Source organism: Rhizorhabdus sp. P4_G6 (genome assembly GCF_056401045.1).
In genome coordinates, this window is sequence record NZ_JBFUKC010000004.1 from 249,867 (window position 1) to 267,355 (window position 17,489).

Annotated in this window: 16 protein-coding genes; 8 read left to right on the forward strand and 8 right to left on the reverse strand. The window is 67.4% G+C overall.

Annotation, left to right across the window (positions count from 1 at the left end; translation table 11 throughout):
• The first annotated feature begins 235 nt into the window (after positions 1-235).
• The 3 genes from der (at position 236) to AC1DPF_RS06975 (ending at position 2,361) form a co-directional block, all read left to right on the forward strand.
• Positions 236-1,600 carry a ribosome biogenesis GTPase Der gene (der, locus tag AC1DPF_RS06965; RefSeq protein ID WP_477868310.1) on the forward strand — a complete coding sequence of 455 codons (1,365 nt, stop codon included), beginning with the start codon at positions 236-238 and terminating at the stop codon, positions 1,598-1,600.
• Complete coding sequence (locus AC1DPF_RS06970) at positions 1,600-1,827, forward strand: sulfurtransferase TusA family protein (RefSeq protein ID WP_477960357.1); 228 nt, start codon at positions 1,600-1,602, stop codon at positions 1,825-1,827. The genes der and AC1DPF_RS06970 overlap by 1 nt, the downstream gene beginning before the upstream one ends.
• A gap of 108 nt (positions 1,828-1,935) precedes the next feature.
• Positions 1,936-2,361 carry an Hpt domain-containing protein gene (locus tag AC1DPF_RS06975; protein ID WP_477868306.1) on the forward strand — a complete coding sequence of 142 codons (426 nt, stop codon included), beginning with the start codon at positions 1,936-1,938 and terminating at the stop codon, positions 2,359-2,361.
• An 18-nt stretch (positions 2,362-2,379) separates the two neighbouring features.
• On the opposite strand, the gene bfr is transcribed toward AC1DPF_RS06975, so the two are convergent.
• Together bfr and AC1DPF_RS06985 are read right to left on the reverse strand one after the other, a co-directional pair.
• Positions 2,380-2,859 carry a bacterioferritin gene (gene bfr / locus AC1DPF_RS06980; RefSeq protein WP_477868304.1) on the reverse strand — a complete coding sequence of 160 codons (480 nt, stop codon included), beginning with the start codon at positions 2,857-2,859 and terminating at the stop codon, positions 2,380-2,382.
• Positions 2,860-2,931: 72 nt separating this feature from the next.
• Positions 2,932-3,102: a (2Fe-2S)-binding protein gene (locus tag AC1DPF_RS06985; RefSeq protein WP_477868302.1), complete on the reverse strand. Its 171-nt coding sequence runs from the start codon at positions 3,100-3,102 to the stop codon at positions 2,932-2,934.
• A 107-nt stretch (positions 3,103-3,209) separates the two neighbouring features.
• Between AC1DPF_RS06985 and AC1DPF_RS06990 the strand changes: the two genes are divergently transcribed.
• Entirely contained in the window at positions 3,210-3,992 is a 783-nt protein-coding gene (locus tag AC1DPF_RS06990) for a methyltransferase domain-containing protein (protein WP_477868300.1), read from the forward strand.
• Here AC1DPF_RS06990 and AC1DPF_RS06995 read toward each other — a convergent pair.
• The 4 genes from AC1DPF_RS06995 to AC1DPF_RS07010 all read right to left on the reverse strand — a co-directional run bounded on the left by AC1DPF_RS06995 (position 3,976) and on the right by AC1DPF_RS07010 (position 9,022).
• Positions 3,976-4,377: a hypothetical protein gene (locus tag AC1DPF_RS06995; RefSeq protein ID WP_477868298.1), complete on the reverse strand. Its 402-nt coding sequence runs from the start codon at positions 4,375-4,377 to the stop codon at positions 3,976-3,978. The two genes, AC1DPF_RS06990 and AC1DPF_RS06995, sit on opposite strands and share 17 nt — an antisense overlap.
• Positions 4,378-4,461: 84 nt before the next feature.
• Complete coding sequence (locus AC1DPF_RS07000) at positions 4,462-5,526, reverse strand: NAD(P)H-dependent flavin oxidoreductase (protein WP_477868296.1); 1,065 nt, start codon at positions 5,524-5,526, stop codon at positions 4,462-4,464.
• A gap of 56 nt (positions 5,527-5,582) precedes the next feature.
• The gene (gene ppc, locus AC1DPF_RS07005; RefSeq protein WP_477868294.1) at positions 5,583-8,264 is read right to left on the reverse strand and encodes a phosphoenolpyruvate carboxylase; all 2,682 of its coding nucleotides are present in this window, start codon (positions 8,262-8,264) and stop codon (positions 5,583-5,585) included.
• Positions 8,265-8,317: 53 nt separating this feature from the next.
• Positions 8,318-9,022, reverse strand: a complete 705-nt coding sequence (locus AC1DPF_RS07010) for a dienelactone hydrolase family protein (protein ID WP_477868292.1) — start codon at positions 9,020-9,022, stop codon at positions 8,318-8,320.
• A 115-nt stretch (positions 9,023-9,137) separates the two neighbouring features.
• Between AC1DPF_RS07010 and gpmA the strand changes: the two genes are divergently transcribed.
• From gpmA to AC1DPF_RS07025, 3 genes are all read left to right on the forward strand, one after another.
• Positions 9,138-9,824 carry a 2,3-diphosphoglycerate-dependent phosphoglycerate mutase gene (gpmA, locus tag AC1DPF_RS07015; protein WP_477868290.1) on the forward strand — a complete coding sequence of 229 codons (687 nt, stop codon included), beginning with the start codon at positions 9,138-9,140 and terminating at the stop codon, positions 9,822-9,824.
• Between the two features lie 138 nt (positions 9,825-9,962).
• Positions 9,963-10,451 (forward strand): 5-(carboxyamino)imidazole ribonucleotide mutase, encoded by a 489-nt coding sequence (gene purE / locus AC1DPF_RS07020; RefSeq protein ID WP_477868288.1) that lies wholly within the window; start codon positions 9,963-9,965, stop codon positions 10,449-10,451.
• Positions 10,452-10,455: 4 nt separating this feature from the next.
• A complete protein-coding gene (locus AC1DPF_RS07025; protein WP_477868286.1) occupies positions 10,456-11,520 on the forward strand; it encodes a 5-(carboxyamino)imidazole ribonucleotide synthase in 1,065 nt (354 codons plus the stop codon).
• 9 nt (positions 11,521-11,529) lie between these two features.
• Here the strand turns inward: AC1DPF_RS07025 and AC1DPF_RS07030 are convergent, their stop codons facing one another.
• Positions 11,530-11,826, reverse strand: coding sequence for a hypothetical protein (locus AC1DPF_RS07030; protein WP_477868284.1), 297 nt, complete (start codon positions 11,824-11,826; stop codon positions 11,530-11,532).
• The gene (locus AC1DPF_RS07035; protein WP_477960359.1) at positions 11,823-14,699 is read right to left on the reverse strand and encodes a M16 family metallopeptidase; all 2,877 of its coding nucleotides are present in this window, start codon (positions 14,697-14,699) and stop codon (positions 11,823-11,825) included. Before AC1DPF_RS07035 ends, AC1DPF_RS07030 begins: the two co-directional genes overlap by 4 nt.
• A 158-nt stretch (positions 14,700-14,857) precedes the next feature.
• Between AC1DPF_RS07035 and clpB the strand changes: the two genes are divergently transcribed.
• Positions 14,858-17,437 (forward strand): ATP-dependent chaperone ClpB, encoded by a 2,580-nt coding sequence (gene clpB, locus AC1DPF_RS07040; protein ID WP_477960361.1) that lies wholly within the window; start codon positions 14,858-14,860, stop codon positions 17,435-17,437.
• Positions 17,438-17,489 lie beyond the last annotated feature (52 nt).

Here is a 17,489-nt window from a genome sequence, read left to right on the forward strand (position 1 = left end):
CAGCACATCCGTGCTGCTTGGCTTCCTCGCTAGCGCTCGGACGCGCGGCACGCGCTTGCCTCTTCGATCCACTGTGACTTTGTGCCGGCCGAGGCGTAGTCGAGAAGCTGCCGACCGGCAGCCGCGCCTTATTGGCGCGAAGCCAAGGCAGGCGGATGCCTGCCGCCCGGCGTCTGAGGCGCCCCGAATTCTTCGGGGGCTAACAAAAACCATCCGGGCGCTGTAAGGCGCGCGGATGAAACGCTTACCCACCGTCGCGATCGTCGGCCGCCCGAATGTCGGCAAGTCGACGCTGTTCAACCGCCTTGTCGGCAAGAAGCTCGCCCTGGTCGACGATCTGCCCGGCGTGACGCGTGACCGGCGCGAGGGCGATGCGACGCTGATCGGGCTCGATTTCAGGATCATCGATACCGCCGGCTATGAGACCGACGATGCCGAGACCCTGCCGGGGCGGATGCGCGCGCAGACGCTGGCCGCAGTGCGCGGCGCCGACGTCGCGCTGTTCATGATCGATGCGCGCGCGGGCGTGGTGCCTCTCGAGGAGGAGATCGCCCGCTGGCTGCGCAGCGAGGATACGCCGGTGGTCGTCGTCGCCAACAAGGCCGAGGGCAAGGCCGGCGAAAGCGGCGTCATCGAGGCGTTCGGACTGGGCTTTGCCGAACCGATCCCGCTCAGCGCCGAGCATGGCGAAGGCATGGCCGATCTGTTCGAGGCGCTGCTCCCCTATATCGACCGCCCCGACGGCGAAGACGAGGAGGAGGAAGGCGAGGACGAGGAGAACGGCCCGCTGAAGCTCGCCATCGTCGGCCGCCCCAATGCCGGCAAATCGACCCTGATCAACAAGATCCTCGGCGAGGAGCGGATGATCACCGGTCCCGAGGCCGGCATCACTCGCGACTCGATCGCGATCGACTGGGACTGGACCGCTCCGGACGGGACCGTCCGCCCGATTCGGCTGATCGACACCGCGGGCATGCGCAAGCGCGCCAAGGTGCAGGACAAGCTCGAAAAATTATCGGTGGCCGACGGCCTCCACGCGGTCGATTTCGCCGAGGTCGTGGTGCTGCTGCTCGATGCGACGCTCGGCCTCGAGGCGCAGGACCTGCGCATCGCCGACAAGGTCCTGCAAGAGGGGCGCGCCCTGATCATCGCGCTCAACAAATGGGACGTTGCCGCCGATCCGCCCTCATTGTTCCAGGGGGTGCGCACCGCGCTGGACGAGGGGCTGGCGCAGGTCAAGGGCCTGCCCCTGCTGACCGTCTCGGGGATCACCGGGCGCGGCATCGATCAGCTGCTCCAGGTCGCCTATGAAAGCCGCGACGCCTGGTCGAAGCGCATATCGACGGGCCAACTCAACCGCTGGTTCGAAAAGGCGATCGAGGCCAATCCACCGCCGGCGCCCGGCGGCAAGCGGATCAAGCTGCGCTACCTGACCCAGGCCAAGACCCGGCCGCCGGGCTTCATCCTGTTCGGCACCCGCGTCGACCAGCTGCCCGAAAGCTATCGCCGCTACCTGGTCAACGGCATCAGGCGCGATCTCGGCTTCGGTGCCGTGCCGGTACGGCTGACCTTGCGCGCGCCGAAGAATCCGTTCGACTGATGGCGCCGCGGCGGCTGGACGCGCGGGGAATGCGCTGCCCGTGGCCGGTGCTGCGCCTCGCCAGGGCGATGCGCGAGCCTGGCGGGCCGATATTGATCCTCGCCGACGATCCGATCGCGCCGGGCGAAATCGCCGCGCTGGCGGCGGCCAAGGGCTGGATGGTCGCCACGGCCGACGAGCCATCCGCCTGGCTGGTCGAGGCGCCAATGCCACAGCCAGCGCCGTAACGACCCGCAAAAATCCGTAATAATACAAGGTTCTCGCGGTAACCTGTCGTTTACGTCCCTGCGCTATGGTCATCCTTCGCAGCTGATGGTGGCGAGCAGGGAACAGCTATGGGTCAGATGGGCAACGGCGTAGTGAATTGGACGACTTTCGCCCAGACACGTGCGTTGATCGGCAATGAGTTCGCCACGATACTCGGCTATTATCGCGATGACGCCGCCAAGTGCGTGGTCGCGGTCGAGCAGGCCTATAAACTACGCGATGCGATCTCGATGGTGCGCCCCGCGCATACGCTGAAGGGCGATTCGCTCCAGTTCGGCGGCGAGGCGCTCGGCAAGCTTGCCGAACATATCGAGCACAGCGCACGCCGCTGCGTCGAAGATCATAGCGCGCCCGATTCGCTCGATACCGAAATCCTGCGATTGCGGCCGATGCTGATCGAGACGCTTGCCTGCTTCGAGCGCGAACTCAAGAACAACATGGTGCCGATGCGCCGGCCTGCGGTCGCGGCAGGATTTGGCCGCAAGCAGGCGTAATTCGCGCCTTTCCAGCCCCTACTCTCCCGCCGGGCTCGACTGCAGCTGGACGTAATTCTGCATCCCCATCCGCGCGATCATCTCGAACTGGGTCTCGAGGAAGTCGACATGCTCCTCTTCCCCGTCGAGAATCGACTGGAGCAGGTCGCGGCTGACATAGTCGCGGACCTGTTCGCAATAGGCGATGCCTTCGCGCAGCTGCGGAATCGCCTCATTCTCCAGCGCCAGGTCGGCCTTGAGCAGTTCCTCAACCGTTTCGCCGATCCGCAGCCGCCCGAGCATCTGGAAGTTGGGCAGGCCATCGAGGAACAATATCCGCTCGGCGAGCCGGTCGGCATGCTTCATCTCGTCGATCGACTCTTCATATTCGGCCTTGGCGAGCTTCGCGATGCCCCAATGGCCAAGCATGCGATAATGCAGGAAATATTGATTGATCGCGGTCAGCTCATTCTTGAGCGTCTCGTTGAGGATCTCGATGACCTTTGCATCGCCCTTCATGTTCGCCTCCGCATCTGGTTCGCTCCCGACGATAGGAGCATGCGCAGACAATTACACGATTTTCTGTACCGATCAGGCGGCGACGGCCTCTTCCTCGATGATGGTGCGCGCGAAGGGCAGGCACTGTCCACAGCGCGGGCGGCGGCCAAGCGTTTCATAGGCGGACCGCGGGCAGCTGGCGCCCCTGCGGACCGCGGCGCGCACGTCCGATTCCTTGATGGCATTGCAGACACAGACGACCATGTTCAGCACCTCTCGTGATTCGGTATGTAGCGCTATTGCGACTGACTTGCAATAGTATTTAGCGGCGCGACTTGCATCCTGGACGCCCGGATGCTCTAGGCGCGCCGATGACCGCCACGCCGCTCGATCGTCCGGCCAGGATCGCCGCCGCTTTCGGCCGAGCCCATCGCTATGAGGAGGACGCTGCCGTGCAGCGCGCGGCGGCCGTGGCGCTGGGGCGGCGAATCGCCGCAGCAACACTGCCGCCACGGCCGCGCATCCTGGAACTGGGCTGCGGCACCGGCTTCCTGACCCGCGCGGTCGCCGAGGCGATCGGGCCCGCGCGGTGGACCGTCACCGACGTCGCCCCCGCCATGGTCGAGCGCGCGCGCGCGGCACTGGATCTCGACGCCGACTTCCGGGTGGCGGACGGCGAGGCGGTCGATCCGGCGCTCGGCGCCTTCGATCTGATCGCCTCCAACCTCGCCTTCCAATGGTTTCATGATCTACCCGGCGCGATAAAGCGGCTTGCGGAGCGACTGGGCGACGGCGGGCTGCTGGCCTTCACGACGATGGCTGCGGACAGCTTCCCGGAATGGACCGCAGCGCTCGCCGCCGAGGGCCTGGCATCCGGCACTCCCGACTATCCCGACGAGCGCGCCCTGCACACGCTGGTCCCGCCGCTCCTGTCAGGCGACATCGAGATCGTCGACATGCCCGAAGCGCAACACGATGCCCGTAGCTTCCTCCGTGGGCTCAAGGCGATCGGCGCGGGCACCCCCGCCCCCGGTTATCGCCCGCTGTCGCCGGCCGCGCTGCGCCGGGCGATGGCGCGGTTCGACGCCGGCCCGCGCATCATAACCTATCGGATCGGCTTCTGCCTGCTGCGCCGGGTCAGCGGCCGATCGTGACACTGACCTCGCCGGCCGTCATGCCTGACAGCGCCAGCACATAGCGTCCGGGGACCAGTTCATAGTCGAGTATCTTGGCGATGCCCGATCCGGGTGCTCCCGGCCGGTCGCCGACCGGCTCCAGCGCCTTGCCGTCGCGGACCATATCGACCCAGCCGGGCGCGCCGAGCGCGACATGGTAGCGACCGCCCTCGTCGACATCGACCGACAGGATCGCGCCATGATTGGCGGGGGCATGCGGCAAGGGCAGCGCGACCGGATAGGCGAGCTGGCCCTGCGGGCTCAACCTTATGCTGGCGGTGTCGCCCGGCTCGATCGGCACTTCGGCATGGGCCGAGGCGGCGAGCAGCAGCGCGCAGATGAATATTGTCGCCCTGCCCCGCATGATATCCTCCATCCTCGCTCCAGCGGCGCCGGATTCGTCCGGTCCTCTTTGCGTCAGTCGGCGCCGGGATTCCATCCCTGACCGTCAGGCAGACACCGCCGTCGCCGCTGCCGCTCGCATCTCCCGCGCCAGCTCCGCGACCAGTTGGGCCGCCGGCAACGCCCGGGCGAGCGGCGCGGCCTGCCCCGCCCATTGCGCGCCATAGCCGAACTCGCCCTTCGTCCTGGCGGCGGCATGAAGCGCCTTTCCGGCGTCATAGGCGATCGGATAATCCGGGATCGCCGCGGGATCGACGGCCAGCGCGGTGATGCGGTTGGCGATCGAGCGCGCCGGACGGCCCGATATGGTGGAGGTCATCTCGGTCCGTTCGCTCGCCGCCAGCGCCGCGCGATAGCCGTCCTCGGCGGAGGATTCGGGGCAGGCGATGAAGGCGGTGCCGAGCTGCGCCGCCTGGGCGCCGAGCGCCAGCGCAGCGGCGATGCCGGCGCCATCCATGATCCCGCCCGACGCAATCACCGGCCGGTCGAGCGTGCGGACCAGCAGCCGGGTGAGCGCGATCGTGCCGAGGCGCTCGTCGGGTGCGGCGGGATCGAACAGGCCGCGGTGGCCGCCCGCCTCATAGCCCTGCGCCACCACCGCATCGATCCCGGCGGCAGCGAGCGTGCGGCCTTCCGCGAGGCTGGTGGCGCTGGCGATCAGGAAGATGCCGGCGTCGCGCAGCGCCTTCAGCCTTTCAGCATCGGGCAGCCCGAAGTGGAAGCTGACGATCGCCGGCCGGGCCTCCAGCAGCATCGCCAGCATCGCATCGTCCTCGACGAAGCTGCGGTATATCTCGGTCAGCCGGGCCGGCGGCTCGGCGTCATAGCGGGCGAAGAGCGGGCGCAGCGTCTCGATCCACGCCGCTTCCTTGCCGGGGTCGGCGCGGGCGGGGCGATGGCAGAACAGGTTGACGTTGAACGGCCGGTTGGTGCTGCCGCGCACCGCCTCGATCATCGCCCGCGCGCCGGCGGCGTCGGTGGCGCCGACACCGATCGAACCAAGCCCGCCGGCATTGGAGACCGCGGCAGCCATAGCCGGCGTGGAGACGCCCGCCATCGGCGCCTGGATGATCGGCAGGTTCAGACCGAGGCGGGCAGCGAGCGGCGTCATGCTCGAAAATATGCCGCTCGCACCGCAGCGAGTCGAGCGGCGATGCCGAGGCTTTGCTAACCGCTGTTCCGCAGCGCCGTCGCGATCGCGTTGATCGACAGCTGGATGCCTTCGCGCACGCGGGGGTCGTCCTCGCCGGCGCGGTGGCGTTTGAGCAGTTCGATCTGGAGGAGGTTGAGCGGCTCGATATAGGGCAGGCGCAGCCGGATCGACTGGTCAAGCGAGGGGTTCTTCTGCAGCAGCCGGGTCTGGCGCGTTATCGATAGCAGGCAGTCCTGGGTCATCTGCCAGCCGTCACGGATCCGGCCGAAGATCGCCTTGCCCATCGCATGGTCCTCAACCAGCGCGACATAGCGTTCGGCCAGGTCCATGTCCGACTTGGCGAGCACCATCTCCAGATTCGCGAGGGTCGACTGGAAGAACGGCCACGCCTCGAGCATTTCGCGCAGCAGACCGATATCCCTGTGCGCCTTCAGGGCATGCCCCACGCCGTACCAGCCGGGCAGCATCACCCGCGCCTGCGCCCAGCTGAACACCCAGGGTATGGCGCGCAGATCCTCGATCCGGTCGCTCTTGGTGCGGCTGGCGGGACGCGAGCCGATCTTGAGGTCTGCGATCTCCGCGATCGGGGTCATTTGTCGGAAGAAGGTGCGAAAACCTTCGGTCTCATAGACCAGCCCGCGATAAGCCTTGAAGGCTTCACCCGAAATCTCGTCCATCGCAGCGAAGAAGCGGGTGGCGTCAGCCGGCTTTAGCGCGGCTTCCTCCAGGCTGGCCAGCAAGGTCGCCGAGGCCATCGCCTCAAGATTGGCCGCGGCGCTTTCGCGCGTGCCATATTTGGCGGCGATCACCTCGCCCTGTTCGGTGATGCGGATGCGGCCCTGCACCGTGCCGTGCGGCTGCGCCAGGATCGCGGCGAAGCTCGATCCGCCACCACGCCCGACCGCGCCGCCGCGGCCGTGGAACAGCTGGATCGCGGTGCCGGCCTTGGCGAATACCGGCTTCAGCGCACTCGACGCCTCGTGCAGGCTCCACACCGAAGTCAGATAGCCGCCGTCCTTGTTCGAATCCGAATAGCCGACCATCACCTCCTGATGCCCGCGCGCCGCGGTCAACGCGGCGACCTCGGGCAGGTCGAACCACTTCGTCATCACCTCCGGCGCGCGCTGGAGATCGCCGATCGTCTCGAACAGCGGCACCGCCATGATCGCGGCGGTCGGCGGATCGCCGGGAACGTACAGCCCGGCTTCCTTGAGCAGGACATTGACCTCCAGCATGTCGGAGACGCTCTCGGCCTTCGAGATCAGATAGGTGGTGATCGCCTGCGGGCCATAGAGCTTGTGCGCCTCCGCCGCCGCCGCGACGATCTCCAGCTCCGACAGCGTCTCCTCGCTATAGGCGCCGAACGGCGTGCGCAGCAGCCGCTTGGAGGCGAGTTCGCTCCGCATCAGCGCGACCCGCGCCTCCTCATCGAGCGCCATATAGTCGGCCTCGACGCCGGCCACGTTCAGCAGGTCGGCGATCACGCGTTCGTGGACATCGGCATTCTGGCGCATGTCGAGCGTCGCGAGGTGGAAGCCGAAGGTTTCCACCGCACGGATCAGCCGGCCGAGCGCACCGCCGCCCGACAGCGATCCCGCGCCGGTGCGGTTCAACGCATGGGCGATCTCGATCAGGTCGGCGCAGAGCTCCGCCGGCGTGGCATAGGGGCCCTCCTCGGCGCTGGTCGCCGGCAAGCGCGCGGGCAGCCGCCCGGTGAGTTGCTGATAGGTCTTCGACAGCCGCGAGTAGATGCCGGTGATGGCGCGGCGATAAGGCTCGTCGCTGCGCGTCGAGCTCTTGTCGCCGCTGGCCTCGGCGAGTTTTTCGACCTCCCAGGTGACCTCCGCGAGCTCGGTCGAGATCGACAGCTCGGCGCCGAGTTCGTGCAGCTGGCGCAGATAATAGCCGATCACCGTCTCGGCCGCCCGCGATAGGGCGAGGCGCAGCGAGTCCGCGTTGACGAACGGATTGCCGTCGCGATCACCACCGATCCAGCTGCCGGGCCGCAGGAAGCTGGCCGGCCGATGGCCGAGCGCGCGCTGCCAACGCGAATAGAGCGCCGGCAGGGTCGGCAGGAAGATGTCGCGCAGATAGGCGAGCGCGGTCTCGACCTCGTCGGCGACGTAGAGCTTCTCGCGCCGTAGCGGACGGGTCTGCCAGAGCAGCGCGATCTGGCGATAGATCGCCTGGTCGATCAGGTCGCCATCGGCGGTTTCGACCCGACCGATATCCTTGAGCATCATCAGCTCGGCTATCTTGTTGCGATGATCGATCATGCTCTTGCGCCGCACCTCGGTCGGGTGGGCGGTGAGCACCGGCGCGATCAGCGCGGTCTCCAGCATCTCGACGACGCTCGACCGCGAAATACCCTGCCGCTCGAGCCGGTCGAGCGCCGCGGCCACGTCGGCGCCCGGCTCGGCAGCGACGCCCTGGCGGTCCTCGGCCAGGTTGGCGAGCATCGAGAACAGCATGAAACCGCGGACGAACGCGAGCGTATCGTCGAGGCTGAGCGCATCCAGCCCGGAATCGATATCGTCAGCATGGACGATCCCGCGCGCGCGATCGACCGAGGCCGAACGGATATATTCGATCCGCCGAAAAATCTGTTCGCCGCCATAGGCCTTTATGACATCGCCGAGCAGGCGGCCAAGGAAGCGGATATCGGGATTTTGCGTGATGGGCGGCGTGCTGGACATGACCCGAATGCTGCGCCGCAATAAATCAGGCGTCAATGCCATAGTTGGCGTGTTCAGCCGAACAATTCGCCGAGGAAATAGCGCATCGAATGCCAGCTGCGGCGGTCGGCAATCGGGCTGTACATGCCCTCGCGCGCCGGATTGGTGAAGGCGTGGACGGTCTGACCATAGGCATGGACCTGCCAGTCGACGCCGGCCTCGGTCAGCTCCTTCGCCAGACCCAGCACCGTCTCGGGCGGATCGAGCGGGTCGTTCCAGCCGTGGAGCACCAATATCCTCGCCTTGATGGCGCCATTCGCGAAAGGCGGCGGATCATACAGACCATGGAAGCTCACGATGCCGGCGACGTCGGCGCCGCTGCGCGCGAGATCGAGCACGCACTTGCCGCCGAAGCAGAAGCCGATCGCAGCGACGCGGCTCGGATCGCCTTGCGCCCCGACCGCTCGCGCTGCCTGCAGCGCGGCCTGCAACCGGCCCCTGAGCAGCGCCCGATCGGCGTTGAGCGCGTCCATCGCGACGCGCGCCTGATCCGCGTCCGCCGGCCAATGGCCGACGCCATAGAGATCGATCGCCACGGCGACATAGCCGAGCTCCGCCAAGCTGCGTGCCTTGGCTTCCTCGAAGCCGGTTCGGCCCATGAAGGTGCCGGCGACCAGCACGATCGGGCGCCGCACGGGGCTCGCATCATCCCATGCCGCATAGGCTTCGAAGGCGACGCCGCCATGATCGTAGCGGATGGATTTTTCGGCAATCGGCATATCTTGGAGCTCCTCGAGGGACGGCAGATTTGCGTCACCGATATGGCATTGCAAGGGTGACATGCCGGCAGCCGGCCATTAAGAGGCGCGTTTCGCCGCGAAGATAGGGGAATTGATGCCGACGCTCGTCCTGATCCGCCACGGTCAATCGGCCTGGAATCTCGAAAACCGCTTCACCGGATGGTGGGATGTCGACCTGACCGACAAGGGCGTCGCCGAAGCCGCCGCCGCGGGCGAGCTGCTCGCGGCCAAGGGCCTCGATTTCGACATGTGCTATACGAGCTTGCAGACCCGCGCGATCAAGACGCTGAACCTCGCGCTCGAGGCCATGGGCCGGCTCTGGCTGCCGGTCGAGAAGGACTGGCGGCTCAACGAGCGTCATTATGGCGGGCTGACCGGCCTGAACAAGGCCGAGACCGCAGCACGGCATGGTGACGACCAGGTCAAGATCTGGCGGCGCAGCTTCGATACGCCGCCGCCGGTGCTGGAATCCGGCAGCGAGTTCGACCTCGGCAAGGACCGCCGCTATGCCGACATCGCGATCCCTTCGACCGAAAGCCTCAAGGACACGATCGCGCGGGTCATCCCCTATTGGGAGGCCCGGATCGCGCCGGATCTGAAGGCCGGCAAGCGGGTGGTGATCTCCGCGCACGGCAATTCGCTGCGGGCGTTGGTCAAGCATCTGTCGCATATCCCCGACGACGAGATCACCGAGCTCGAGATACCGACCGGCCAGCCGATCGTGTACGAGTTGGCCGACGATCTCAGCGCCCTGGATCGCTATTATCTGTCGGAGCGCTGATATAGCCAAGGGAGCGTCTTCCCGCCGGGGGCCGGGGTCTCGGGAGGCAAGGGCTCGCCATATCCTCACGAGATTCCGGCCTGTGCCGGAATGACGGAAAATACGGCACGAAAGCCAAAGCAGGGATTGGGGGTTCACATGGCCGAAGCACCACTGATCGGTATCATCATGGGCAGCCGCTCCGACTGGGAGACGATGAGCCATGCCGCCGCCACGCTCGAAGCGCTCGGCGTGCCGCATGAAACCAAGGTGGTGTCGGCGCATCGCACGCCCGACCGGCTCTACGACTATGCCAGGTCGGCCGTCGGGCGCGGGCTGCAGGCGATCATCGCCGGCGCGGGTGGCGCGGCGCACCTGCCCGGCATGGCTGCGGCGATGACGCGGCTGCCGGTGCTCGGCGTCCCGGTCGAATCCAAGGCGCTCAAGGGCATGGACAGCCTGTTGTCGATCGTCCAGATGCCCGGCGGCATCCCGGTCGGCACGCTCGCGATCGGCAAGCCAGGCGCGATCAACGCCGCGCTGCTCGCGGCGGCGATGCTGGCCAACCATGATCCCGCGCTCGCCCAGCGGCTGGAGGCGTGGCGCGCGAAGCAGACGGCCGACGTCGCGATAGAGCCGTATGACTGACGCCATGGCGACGATCCCCCCTGGCAAGACGATCGGCATCATCGGCGGCGGCCAGCTCGGCCGGATGCTGAGCATGGCCGCGGCCAATCTCGGCTATCGCAGTGCGATCTACGCGCCCGAGCCGAGCGGGCCGGCGGCCGACGTGTCGTCGCGCTGGGTGCAGGGCGGCTATGACGACATGGACGCGCTGCTCGCCTTCGCCGCGACCGTCGATGTGATCACCTATGAGTTCGAAAATATCCCGGTCGGCCCGCTCGACGGCCTGCGGGTACCGCTCGCACCGCATCCCCGCGCGCTGGCGACGGCGCAGGACCGCGCGACCGAGAAGGCTTTCGTCCAGGCGCTCGGTGGCAGGCCGGCACCCTGGGCGGTGGTTTCCAGCCGCGAGGATCTCGATGCCGCGCTCGCCCAGATCGGCGCTCCGGCGATCCTGAAGACCCGCCGCTTCGGCTATGACGGCAAGGGCCAGGCGCGGCTCAAGACCGCCGCCGACGCGGACGAGGCCTGGGCCTCGATCGGCTGGCAGCCGGCGGTGCTCGAAGGCTTCGTCGCGTTCGAACGTGAATTCTCGCTGCTCGTGGTGCGCGGCGCCGATGGTGCGATCGCGACCTGGGATCCGGTGCTCAACGTCCATGAGGACGGCATCCTCGCCCTGTCGGCCGTGCCGGCGCCGATCGCGCCGGCGACGGTCGAGGCGGCGCGCGCGCTGGCCGAGAAGATCGTGGCGGAACTCGACTATGTCGGGGTGCTCGCGATCGAATATTTCGACACAGCCGCCGGCCCAGTGTTCAACGAAATGGCGCCGCGTGTCCATAACAGCGGCCATTGGACCATCGAGGGCGCAGTCACCTCGCAGTTCGAGAACCACATCCGCGCGATCTGCGGCCTGCCGCTCGGCGCCACGACGCGCGCCGCCGTCCGGGTGGAGATGCGCAACCTGCTCGGCGACCAGGCCGGCGACTGGGACATCATCCTCTCCGACCCCGCGGCCCACCTCCACCTCTACGGCAAGGGCCAGCCACGGCCGGGCCGCAAGATGGGCCATGTGACGAAGCTGTTCTTCGACTGAGGGCGCTCGTCAGCCCCGCCGCACGCCTGACATCTCGGCCCGGCCGAACGCGCCCATGATGATCGTGCCGGTGAGGCGGTCGCCGTCGATCACGGCTTTTCCAACCAGCGTCATCGGCATCGGCTTGCGCGTCGGCATTTTCCAGACGAGCTTGTCGCCCTCGATCCGGCCGTCGACCACCGGCAGCTCGCCGATGTCGGCGACATTGCTGCCGGTGAAGCTGTTGCCGTCGCGGACGATGGTGAAGACCGAGGCCTGTTCGCCGAACGGCGCCTTGGTGATGCAGTCCCAGATTTCAGCTGTCATTTTCCGGCTATGGCCTTTTCGACCGGGATACCCAAGCCCTTAAGCTGCGGCTCGACCTTGGCGGCATCGCCGACCACTACCCAGATCAGCTCGTCCGGCCGGATCGCGGCGCGCGCGGCCTGGTCGAGCTGCGCCGCGGTGAGGGCGCGGTAGCGGGCCGGCAGCTTGGTGTAATAATCGTCGGGACGGCCGAGCGTATCCATCGTCACCAGCGCGCCGAGCAGGTCGCTCGACGTTTCGAACGAGCCGGGCAGCGAGCGGATCTGGTTGTTGATGGTGCGCTCGCGCTCCTCCTCGTTGACGCCCTTGTCGCTCAGGAACGCCTTCATGTCGGCCAGCGCCGCCGCGATCGACGGGCCGGTCTGGTCGGTCTGGACCGGCGCGATCACGTAGAAGGGCATCGTCTCGCGCAGCATCTGCGCCTGGGTGAAGGCGCCGTAAGCCCAGCCCTTGGTTTCGCGCAGGTCCATGTTGAGCCGCGACAGGAAGCTGCCGCCGATCACGTCGTTGGCGGTGACCAGCGCGAGCGGATCGTCGGTGCCCTTGGTCGGCAGCAGCTCGCCCGCCATGATATAGCTCTGCGGGCTTTGCGGCCGGTCGATCAGTACGATCCGCGACGGGCGCGCCATCCTGTCCATCTTGAAGAGCTTGGCGCCCTTGGGTGCGGCGGGCTTGGCCCAGCGGCCGAAGCGTGCCTCGAGCAGCGGTTTGAGTTCGGCCAGCGTGGTGTCGCCGGTCACGAAGATCTTGGCATTGTCGGGCCGCAGCCAGCCATCGTGGAAGGCGAGCAGGTCGGCGCGGGTGACGGCCTTGACGCCCGCCTCGGTGCCGCTGCCCGACAGCGGCACGCCATAGGGGTGGGCGGCGCCGAACAGCAGCGGTGGCAGCGTCCGCCGCGCCACGCCGCGCGGCTGGGCATTCTCGGCGGCGATGCCGGCGAGGATCTGACCGCGCAGCCGCTCGATCTCGGCCGGCGCGAAGGTCGGCCGCTGGACGATGTCGGCCAGCAGGTCGAGCGACGGCGCGAGATTGGCCTTGAGCGCGAACATCGACACGCTGGTGCGGTCCATCGACGCGCTCGAGCTGATCTGCGCGCCGAGCCGTTCCTGCGCCTCGGCGATGCCGATCGAGTCGAGCTTGCCGGCGCCCTCGTCGAGCAGCGCCAGCATCAGCCCCTGGGTGCCGAGCTTGTCCTTGCGATCGGCGGCGTTGCCAGCGTCGAACACCATCGACAGGCGCACCGTCGGCACCGTCGTGCGCTGCGCGAACACCACCTGGATGCCGTTCGACAGGGTGGTCCGCTCGATCGCCGGGAAGGTCAGGTCGTTGATCGCTTCGACGGGCGGCGGCGACGAGCGGTCGACCGCGGCCAGCGGCTGGTGCGTCATCGAGATCGCCGGCGCGGCGGCCCCGCCCTCATATTTCGGATCGCGAAAATAACGCGGGCTCATGCCGCCGGAATCGCCGATCGCGCTGCCGCCGGCGGCGGCCAGATCGGACGGGGTCCGCTCGCCGGGCTCGACCACCAGCCGATAGGCCGGCCGTCCCAGCCATTTCTGCACGGCCGCCTGCACGCTCGCCGGGGTGACGGCCGCCGTGGCCAGCAGGTCCTTCTTGTACTTCTCGGGATCGTCCGAATAGACCTCGCCCTCGGCCAGCGTCACCGCCTTGCCGTTGAAGCCGCCGACCGTCTCGAGCCCGGCGATCTCTCCCGCCGCCTGCTTGGTCGCGGCGCGGGTCACCTCGTCGGCACTCGGCCCGGTCCTGATGAAATCGGCGATCAGGTCGTCGAGCTGCTTCGCCACCAGCTTCGGGTCGGTGCCGGGCTTCACGTCGGCGGTGACCTCGACCATCGAGATCTTCTCGAACGGCTGGACGCCGGCGGCGACCGACACCGCGGTCTTCGCCTTGCGCACCAGCGCATTGTCGAGCCGCGACGAGGCCAGGCCGCCCAAGATGTCCATGCCGATGTCGAGCGGGATCAGGTCGGGATCGTTGACGCCCGGCACCACCCAGTTGCGATAGATGCGCGTGGTTGCGACGCGATCCTTCATGACCTGGTCGACCGGCGCCTTGAGCGTCGGCACGGTCACGTCGGGCCGCGGCGTTTCCGGCCCGCGCGGGATATCGCCGAACCACTTGGCCACCTTGGCCTTCGCCGTCGCGGCATCGATGTCGCCGGCCAGCACCAGCACGGCGTTGTTGGGGCCATAATGGGCGCGGAACCAGTTCTTGACGTCCTCCAGGCTGGCCGCGTCGAGGTCGGCCATCGAGCCGATCGTCGAGTGATGATAGGGATGACCCGCCGGAAACAGCGCGGCGAGCTGGGCATATTCGACCAGGCCATAGGGTTCGTTGTCGCCCTGGCGCTTCTCGTTCTGGACGACGCCGCGCTGGTTATCGAGCTTCGCCTTGTCGATCGCGCCGAGCAGGTGGCCCATGCGATCGGATTCGAGGAACAGCGTCATGTCGAGCGCGCCGGTCGGCACCGTCTCGAAATAATTGGTGCGGTCGAACCAGGTGGTGCCGTTGAGGTCGGTCGCGCCGATCGATTCGAGCGGCTTGAAGAAATCGTCGTTGGCGTTCTCCGACCCGTTGAACATCAGATGTTCGAACAGATGCGCGAAGCCGGTCTTGCCCTGGGGCTCGTCCTTCGAGCCGATATGATACCATATCGACACCGCGACGACCGGCGCCTTGCGGTCGGTATGGACGATCACGCGCAGGCCGTTAGGAAGGGTGAAGCTGTCATAGGGAATGTCGACCGCCTTCACCAGCGTCGCCACCGAAGCAGGAGCGGCGGCGATGACGGGGGCGGTGAGGCTGGTCGCCAGCATCAGTGCGGTGAACGAACGGAACAGGGGACGACGCATCGGGGGAAGCTTTCCGCAAGGGGAGGATGGGAGTCAGTCTAGCCGCTGGGGCGCAAGGTGCAATATCCGGCTAATACGCTCTCGATTCGATCAACCCATACCCTTGTGTTGCACAAAAGCCACACCATATCGGCGACGGTAGGAAACAGGGATCAGGCATGAACCTCGAAAAATTCACCGACCGCGCCAAGGGATTTCTCCAGTCGGCGCAGACCGTCGCGATCCGGATGAGCCATCAGCGGATCGCCCCCGAACATCTTCTGAAGGCGCTGCTCGAGGACGAGCAGGGCATGGCGAGCGGGCTGATCAAGGCCGCTGGCGGCGATGCCGGCGTCGCCCTGCGCGCCACCGATGCCGCGCTCGCCAAAATCCCTGCCGTCTCCGGCGGCGGCGCGCAGCAGACGCCGGGAATCGACAACGACCTCGCCCGCCTGCTCGACCAGGCGGAGCAGATCGCGCAGAAATCGGGCGACAGCTATGTCACCGTCGAGCGGATGCTGCTCGCGCTGACCTTGGCCACGACAACGCCGGCCGGCAAGGCGCTGGCCGAGGCGGGGGTGCGCGGCGAGGCGCTCAACGCCGCGATCAACGAACTGCGCGGCGGCCGCTCCGCCGACACCGCCAGCGCCGAGGATCGCTATGACGCGCTCAAGAAATTCGCCCGCGACCTCACCGCGGCGGCGCGCGAGGGCAAGCTCGATCCGGTGATCGGCCGCGACGAGGAGATCCGCCGCACCATCCAGGTGCTGGCGCGGCGCACCAAGAACAATCCGGTGCTGATCGGCGAGCCCGGCGTCGGCAAGACCGCGATCGCCGAGGGGCTGGCGCTGCGCATCGCCAATGGCGACGTGCCCGACGGCCTCAAGGACCGCAAGGTGATGGCGCTCGACATGGGCAGCCTGATCGCCGGCGCCAAATATCGCGGCGAGTTCGAGGAGCGGCTGAAAGGCGTGCTCGACGAGGTGAAGGGCGCCGAGGGCCAGATCATCCTGTTCATCGACGAGATGCACACGCTGATCGGCGCGGGCAAGTCCGAGGGCGCGATGGACGCCGGCAACCTGCTCAAGCCGGCGCTGGCGCGCGGCGAGCTGCACTGCATCGGCGCCACCACGCTCGACGAATATCGCAAATATGTCGAGAAGGACGCCGCCCTGCAGCGGCGCTTCCAGCCCGTGTTCGTCGGCGAACCGACGGTCGAGGACACGATCTCGATCCTGCGCGGCCTCAAGGAGAAATATGAGCTGCACCACGGCGTGCGGATCACCGACGGCGCGATCGTCGCGGCGGCGACGCTCAGCCACCGCTATATCAGCGACCGCTTCCTGCCCGACAAGGCGATCGACCTGATGGACGAAGCCGCCTCGCGGCTGCGCATGGAGGTCGAGTCGAAGCCCGAGGAGATCGAGAATCTCGACCGCCGCATCATCCAGCTCAAGATCGAGCGCGAGGCCCTGAAACGCGAGACCGATGCCGCGTCGAAGGACCGGCTCGACGCGCTCGAGGCCGACCTCGTCGAGCTCGAGGAACAGTCGGCCGAGCTGACCACGCGCTGGCAGGGCGAGAAGGACAAGATCAACGCCGAGGCCAAGCTCAAGGAGCAGCTCGATGCCGCGCGGATGGAACTCGACCAGGCGCAGCGGCGCGGCGATCTCACCCGTGCGGGCGAGCTCAGCTATGGCGTGATCCCCAAGCTCGAAAGGGAACTCGCCGAGGCGGAGGGCGCCACCGCGGGCGCGATGCTGCGCGAGGAGGTGACCGGCGAGGACATCGCCGGCGTGGTCAGCCGCTGGACCGGCATTCCGGTCGACAAGATGCTCGAGGGCGAGCGCGAGAAGCTGCTGGCGATGGAGGCCGAGCTCGGCAAGCGCGTGATCGGCCAGAAGGATGCGGTCGAGGCGGTGGCCCGCGCGGTGCGCCGCTCGCGCGCCGGCCTGCAGGATCCGAACCGGCCGCTCGGCAGCTTCCTGTTCCTCGGGCCGACCGGCGTCGGCAAGACCGAGCTGACCAAGGCGCTCGCCGGCTTCCTGTTCGACGACTCGTCGGCGATGGTCCGCATCGACATGTCGGAGTTCATGGAGAAGCACAGCGTCGCCCGGCTGATCGGCGCCCCTCCCGGCTATGTCGGCTATGAAGAGGGCGGCGTGCTGACCGAGGCGGTGCGGCGGCGGCCCTATCAGGTGGTGCTGTTCGACGAGGTCGAGAAGGCGCATGGCGACGTGTTCAACGTGCTGCTGCAGGTGCTCGACGACGGCCGGCTGACCGACGGCCAGGGCCGCACCGTCGACTTCTCCAACACGCTGATCATCCTGACCTCGAACCTCGGCAGCCAATATCTGTCCAACCTGGCCGACGGGCAGGATGTCGACAGCGTCGAGGACCAGGTGATGGACGTGGTGCGCGCCCATTTCCGGCCGGAGTTCCTCAACCGGCTCGACGAGATCATCCTGTTCCACCGGCTCGCCGCCGAGCATATGGGACCGATCGTCGACATCCAGGTCGGCCGGGTCGGGCAGCTTCTCAAGGATCGCAAGATCCGGCTCGAACTGTCCGACGGCGCCCGCATCTGGCTGGGCCGGGTCGGCTATGATCCGGTCTATGGCGCGAGACCCTTGAAGAGGGCCGTGCAGCGCTACCTGCAGGACCCGCTCGCCGACGCGATCCTCCGCGGCGACGTGCCCGACGGCTCGACGCTGCGGATCGACGAGGGCGACGGCAAGCTGGAGCTGAGCGCGAGCTGAGGCTGTCAGGGAGCGAGTTTGCCCAAACGGAACCGCTCATCCTGAGTAGCCA

Excerpts from the sequence above, each read along its gene's own strand:
- der (WP_477868310.1), top strand. The coding sequence starts at position 236 with ATGAAACGCTTACCCACCGTCGCGATCGTCGGCCGCCCGAATGTCGGC.
- AC1DPF_RS06975 (WP_477868306.1), top strand. The coding sequence starts at position 1,936 with ATGGGTCAGATGGGCAACGGCGTAGTGAATTGGACGACTTTCGCCCAG.
- AC1DPF_RS07030 (WP_477868284.1), bottom strand. The coding sequence starts at position 11,826 with ATGACAGCTGAAATCTGGGACTGCATCACCAAGGCGCCGTTCGGCGAA.
- gpmA (WP_477868290.1), top strand. The coding sequence starts at position 9,138 with ATGCCGACGCTCGTCCTGATCCGCCACGGTCAATCGGCCTGGAATCTC.
- AC1DPF_RS06970 (WP_477960357.1), top strand. The coding sequence starts at position 1,600 with ATGGCGCCGCGGCGGCTGGACGCGCGGGGAATGCGCTGCCCGTGGCCG.
- AC1DPF_RS06990 (WP_477868300.1), top strand. The coding sequence starts at position 3,210 with ATGACCGCCACGCCGCTCGATCGTCCGGCCAGGATCGCCGCCGCTTTC.
- AC1DPF_RS07035 (WP_477960359.1), bottom strand. The coding sequence starts at position 14,699 with ATGCGTCGTCCCCTGTTCCGTTCGTTCACCGCACTGATGCTGGCGACC.
- AC1DPF_RS07010 (WP_477868292.1), bottom strand. The coding sequence starts at position 9,022 with ATGCCGATTGCCGAAAAATCCATCCGCTACGATCATGGCGGCGTCGCC.
- AC1DPF_RS06985 (WP_477868302.1), bottom strand. The coding sequence starts at position 3,102 with ATGGTCGTCTGTGTCTGCAATGCCATCAAGGAATCGGACGTGCGCGCC.
- AC1DPF_RS07025 (WP_477868286.1), top strand. The coding sequence starts at position 10,456 with ATGGCGACGATCCCCCCTGGCAAGACGATCGGCATCATCGGCGGCGGC.
- AC1DPF_RS06995 (WP_477868298.1), bottom strand. The coding sequence starts at position 4,377 with ATGCGGGGCAGGGCGACAATATTCATCTGCGCGCTGCTGCTCGCCGCC.
- bfr (WP_477868304.1), bottom strand. The coding sequence starts at position 2,859 with ATGAAGGGCGATGCAAAGGTCATCGAGATCCTCAACGAGACGCTCAAG.
- AC1DPF_RS07000 (WP_477868296.1), bottom strand. The coding sequence starts at position 5,526 with ATGACGCCGCTCGCTGCCCGCCTCGGTCTGAACCTGCCGATCATCCAG.
- purE (WP_477868288.1), top strand. The coding sequence starts at position 9,963 with ATGGCCGAAGCACCACTGATCGGTATCATCATGGGCAGCCGCTCCGAC.
- clpB (WP_477960361.1), top strand. The coding sequence starts at position 14,858 with ATGAACCTCGAAAAATTCACCGACCGCGCCAAGGGATTTCTCCAGTCG.
- ppc (WP_477868294.1), bottom strand. The coding sequence starts at position 8,264 with ATGTCCAGCACGCCGCCCATCACGCAAAATCCCGATATCCGCTTCCTT.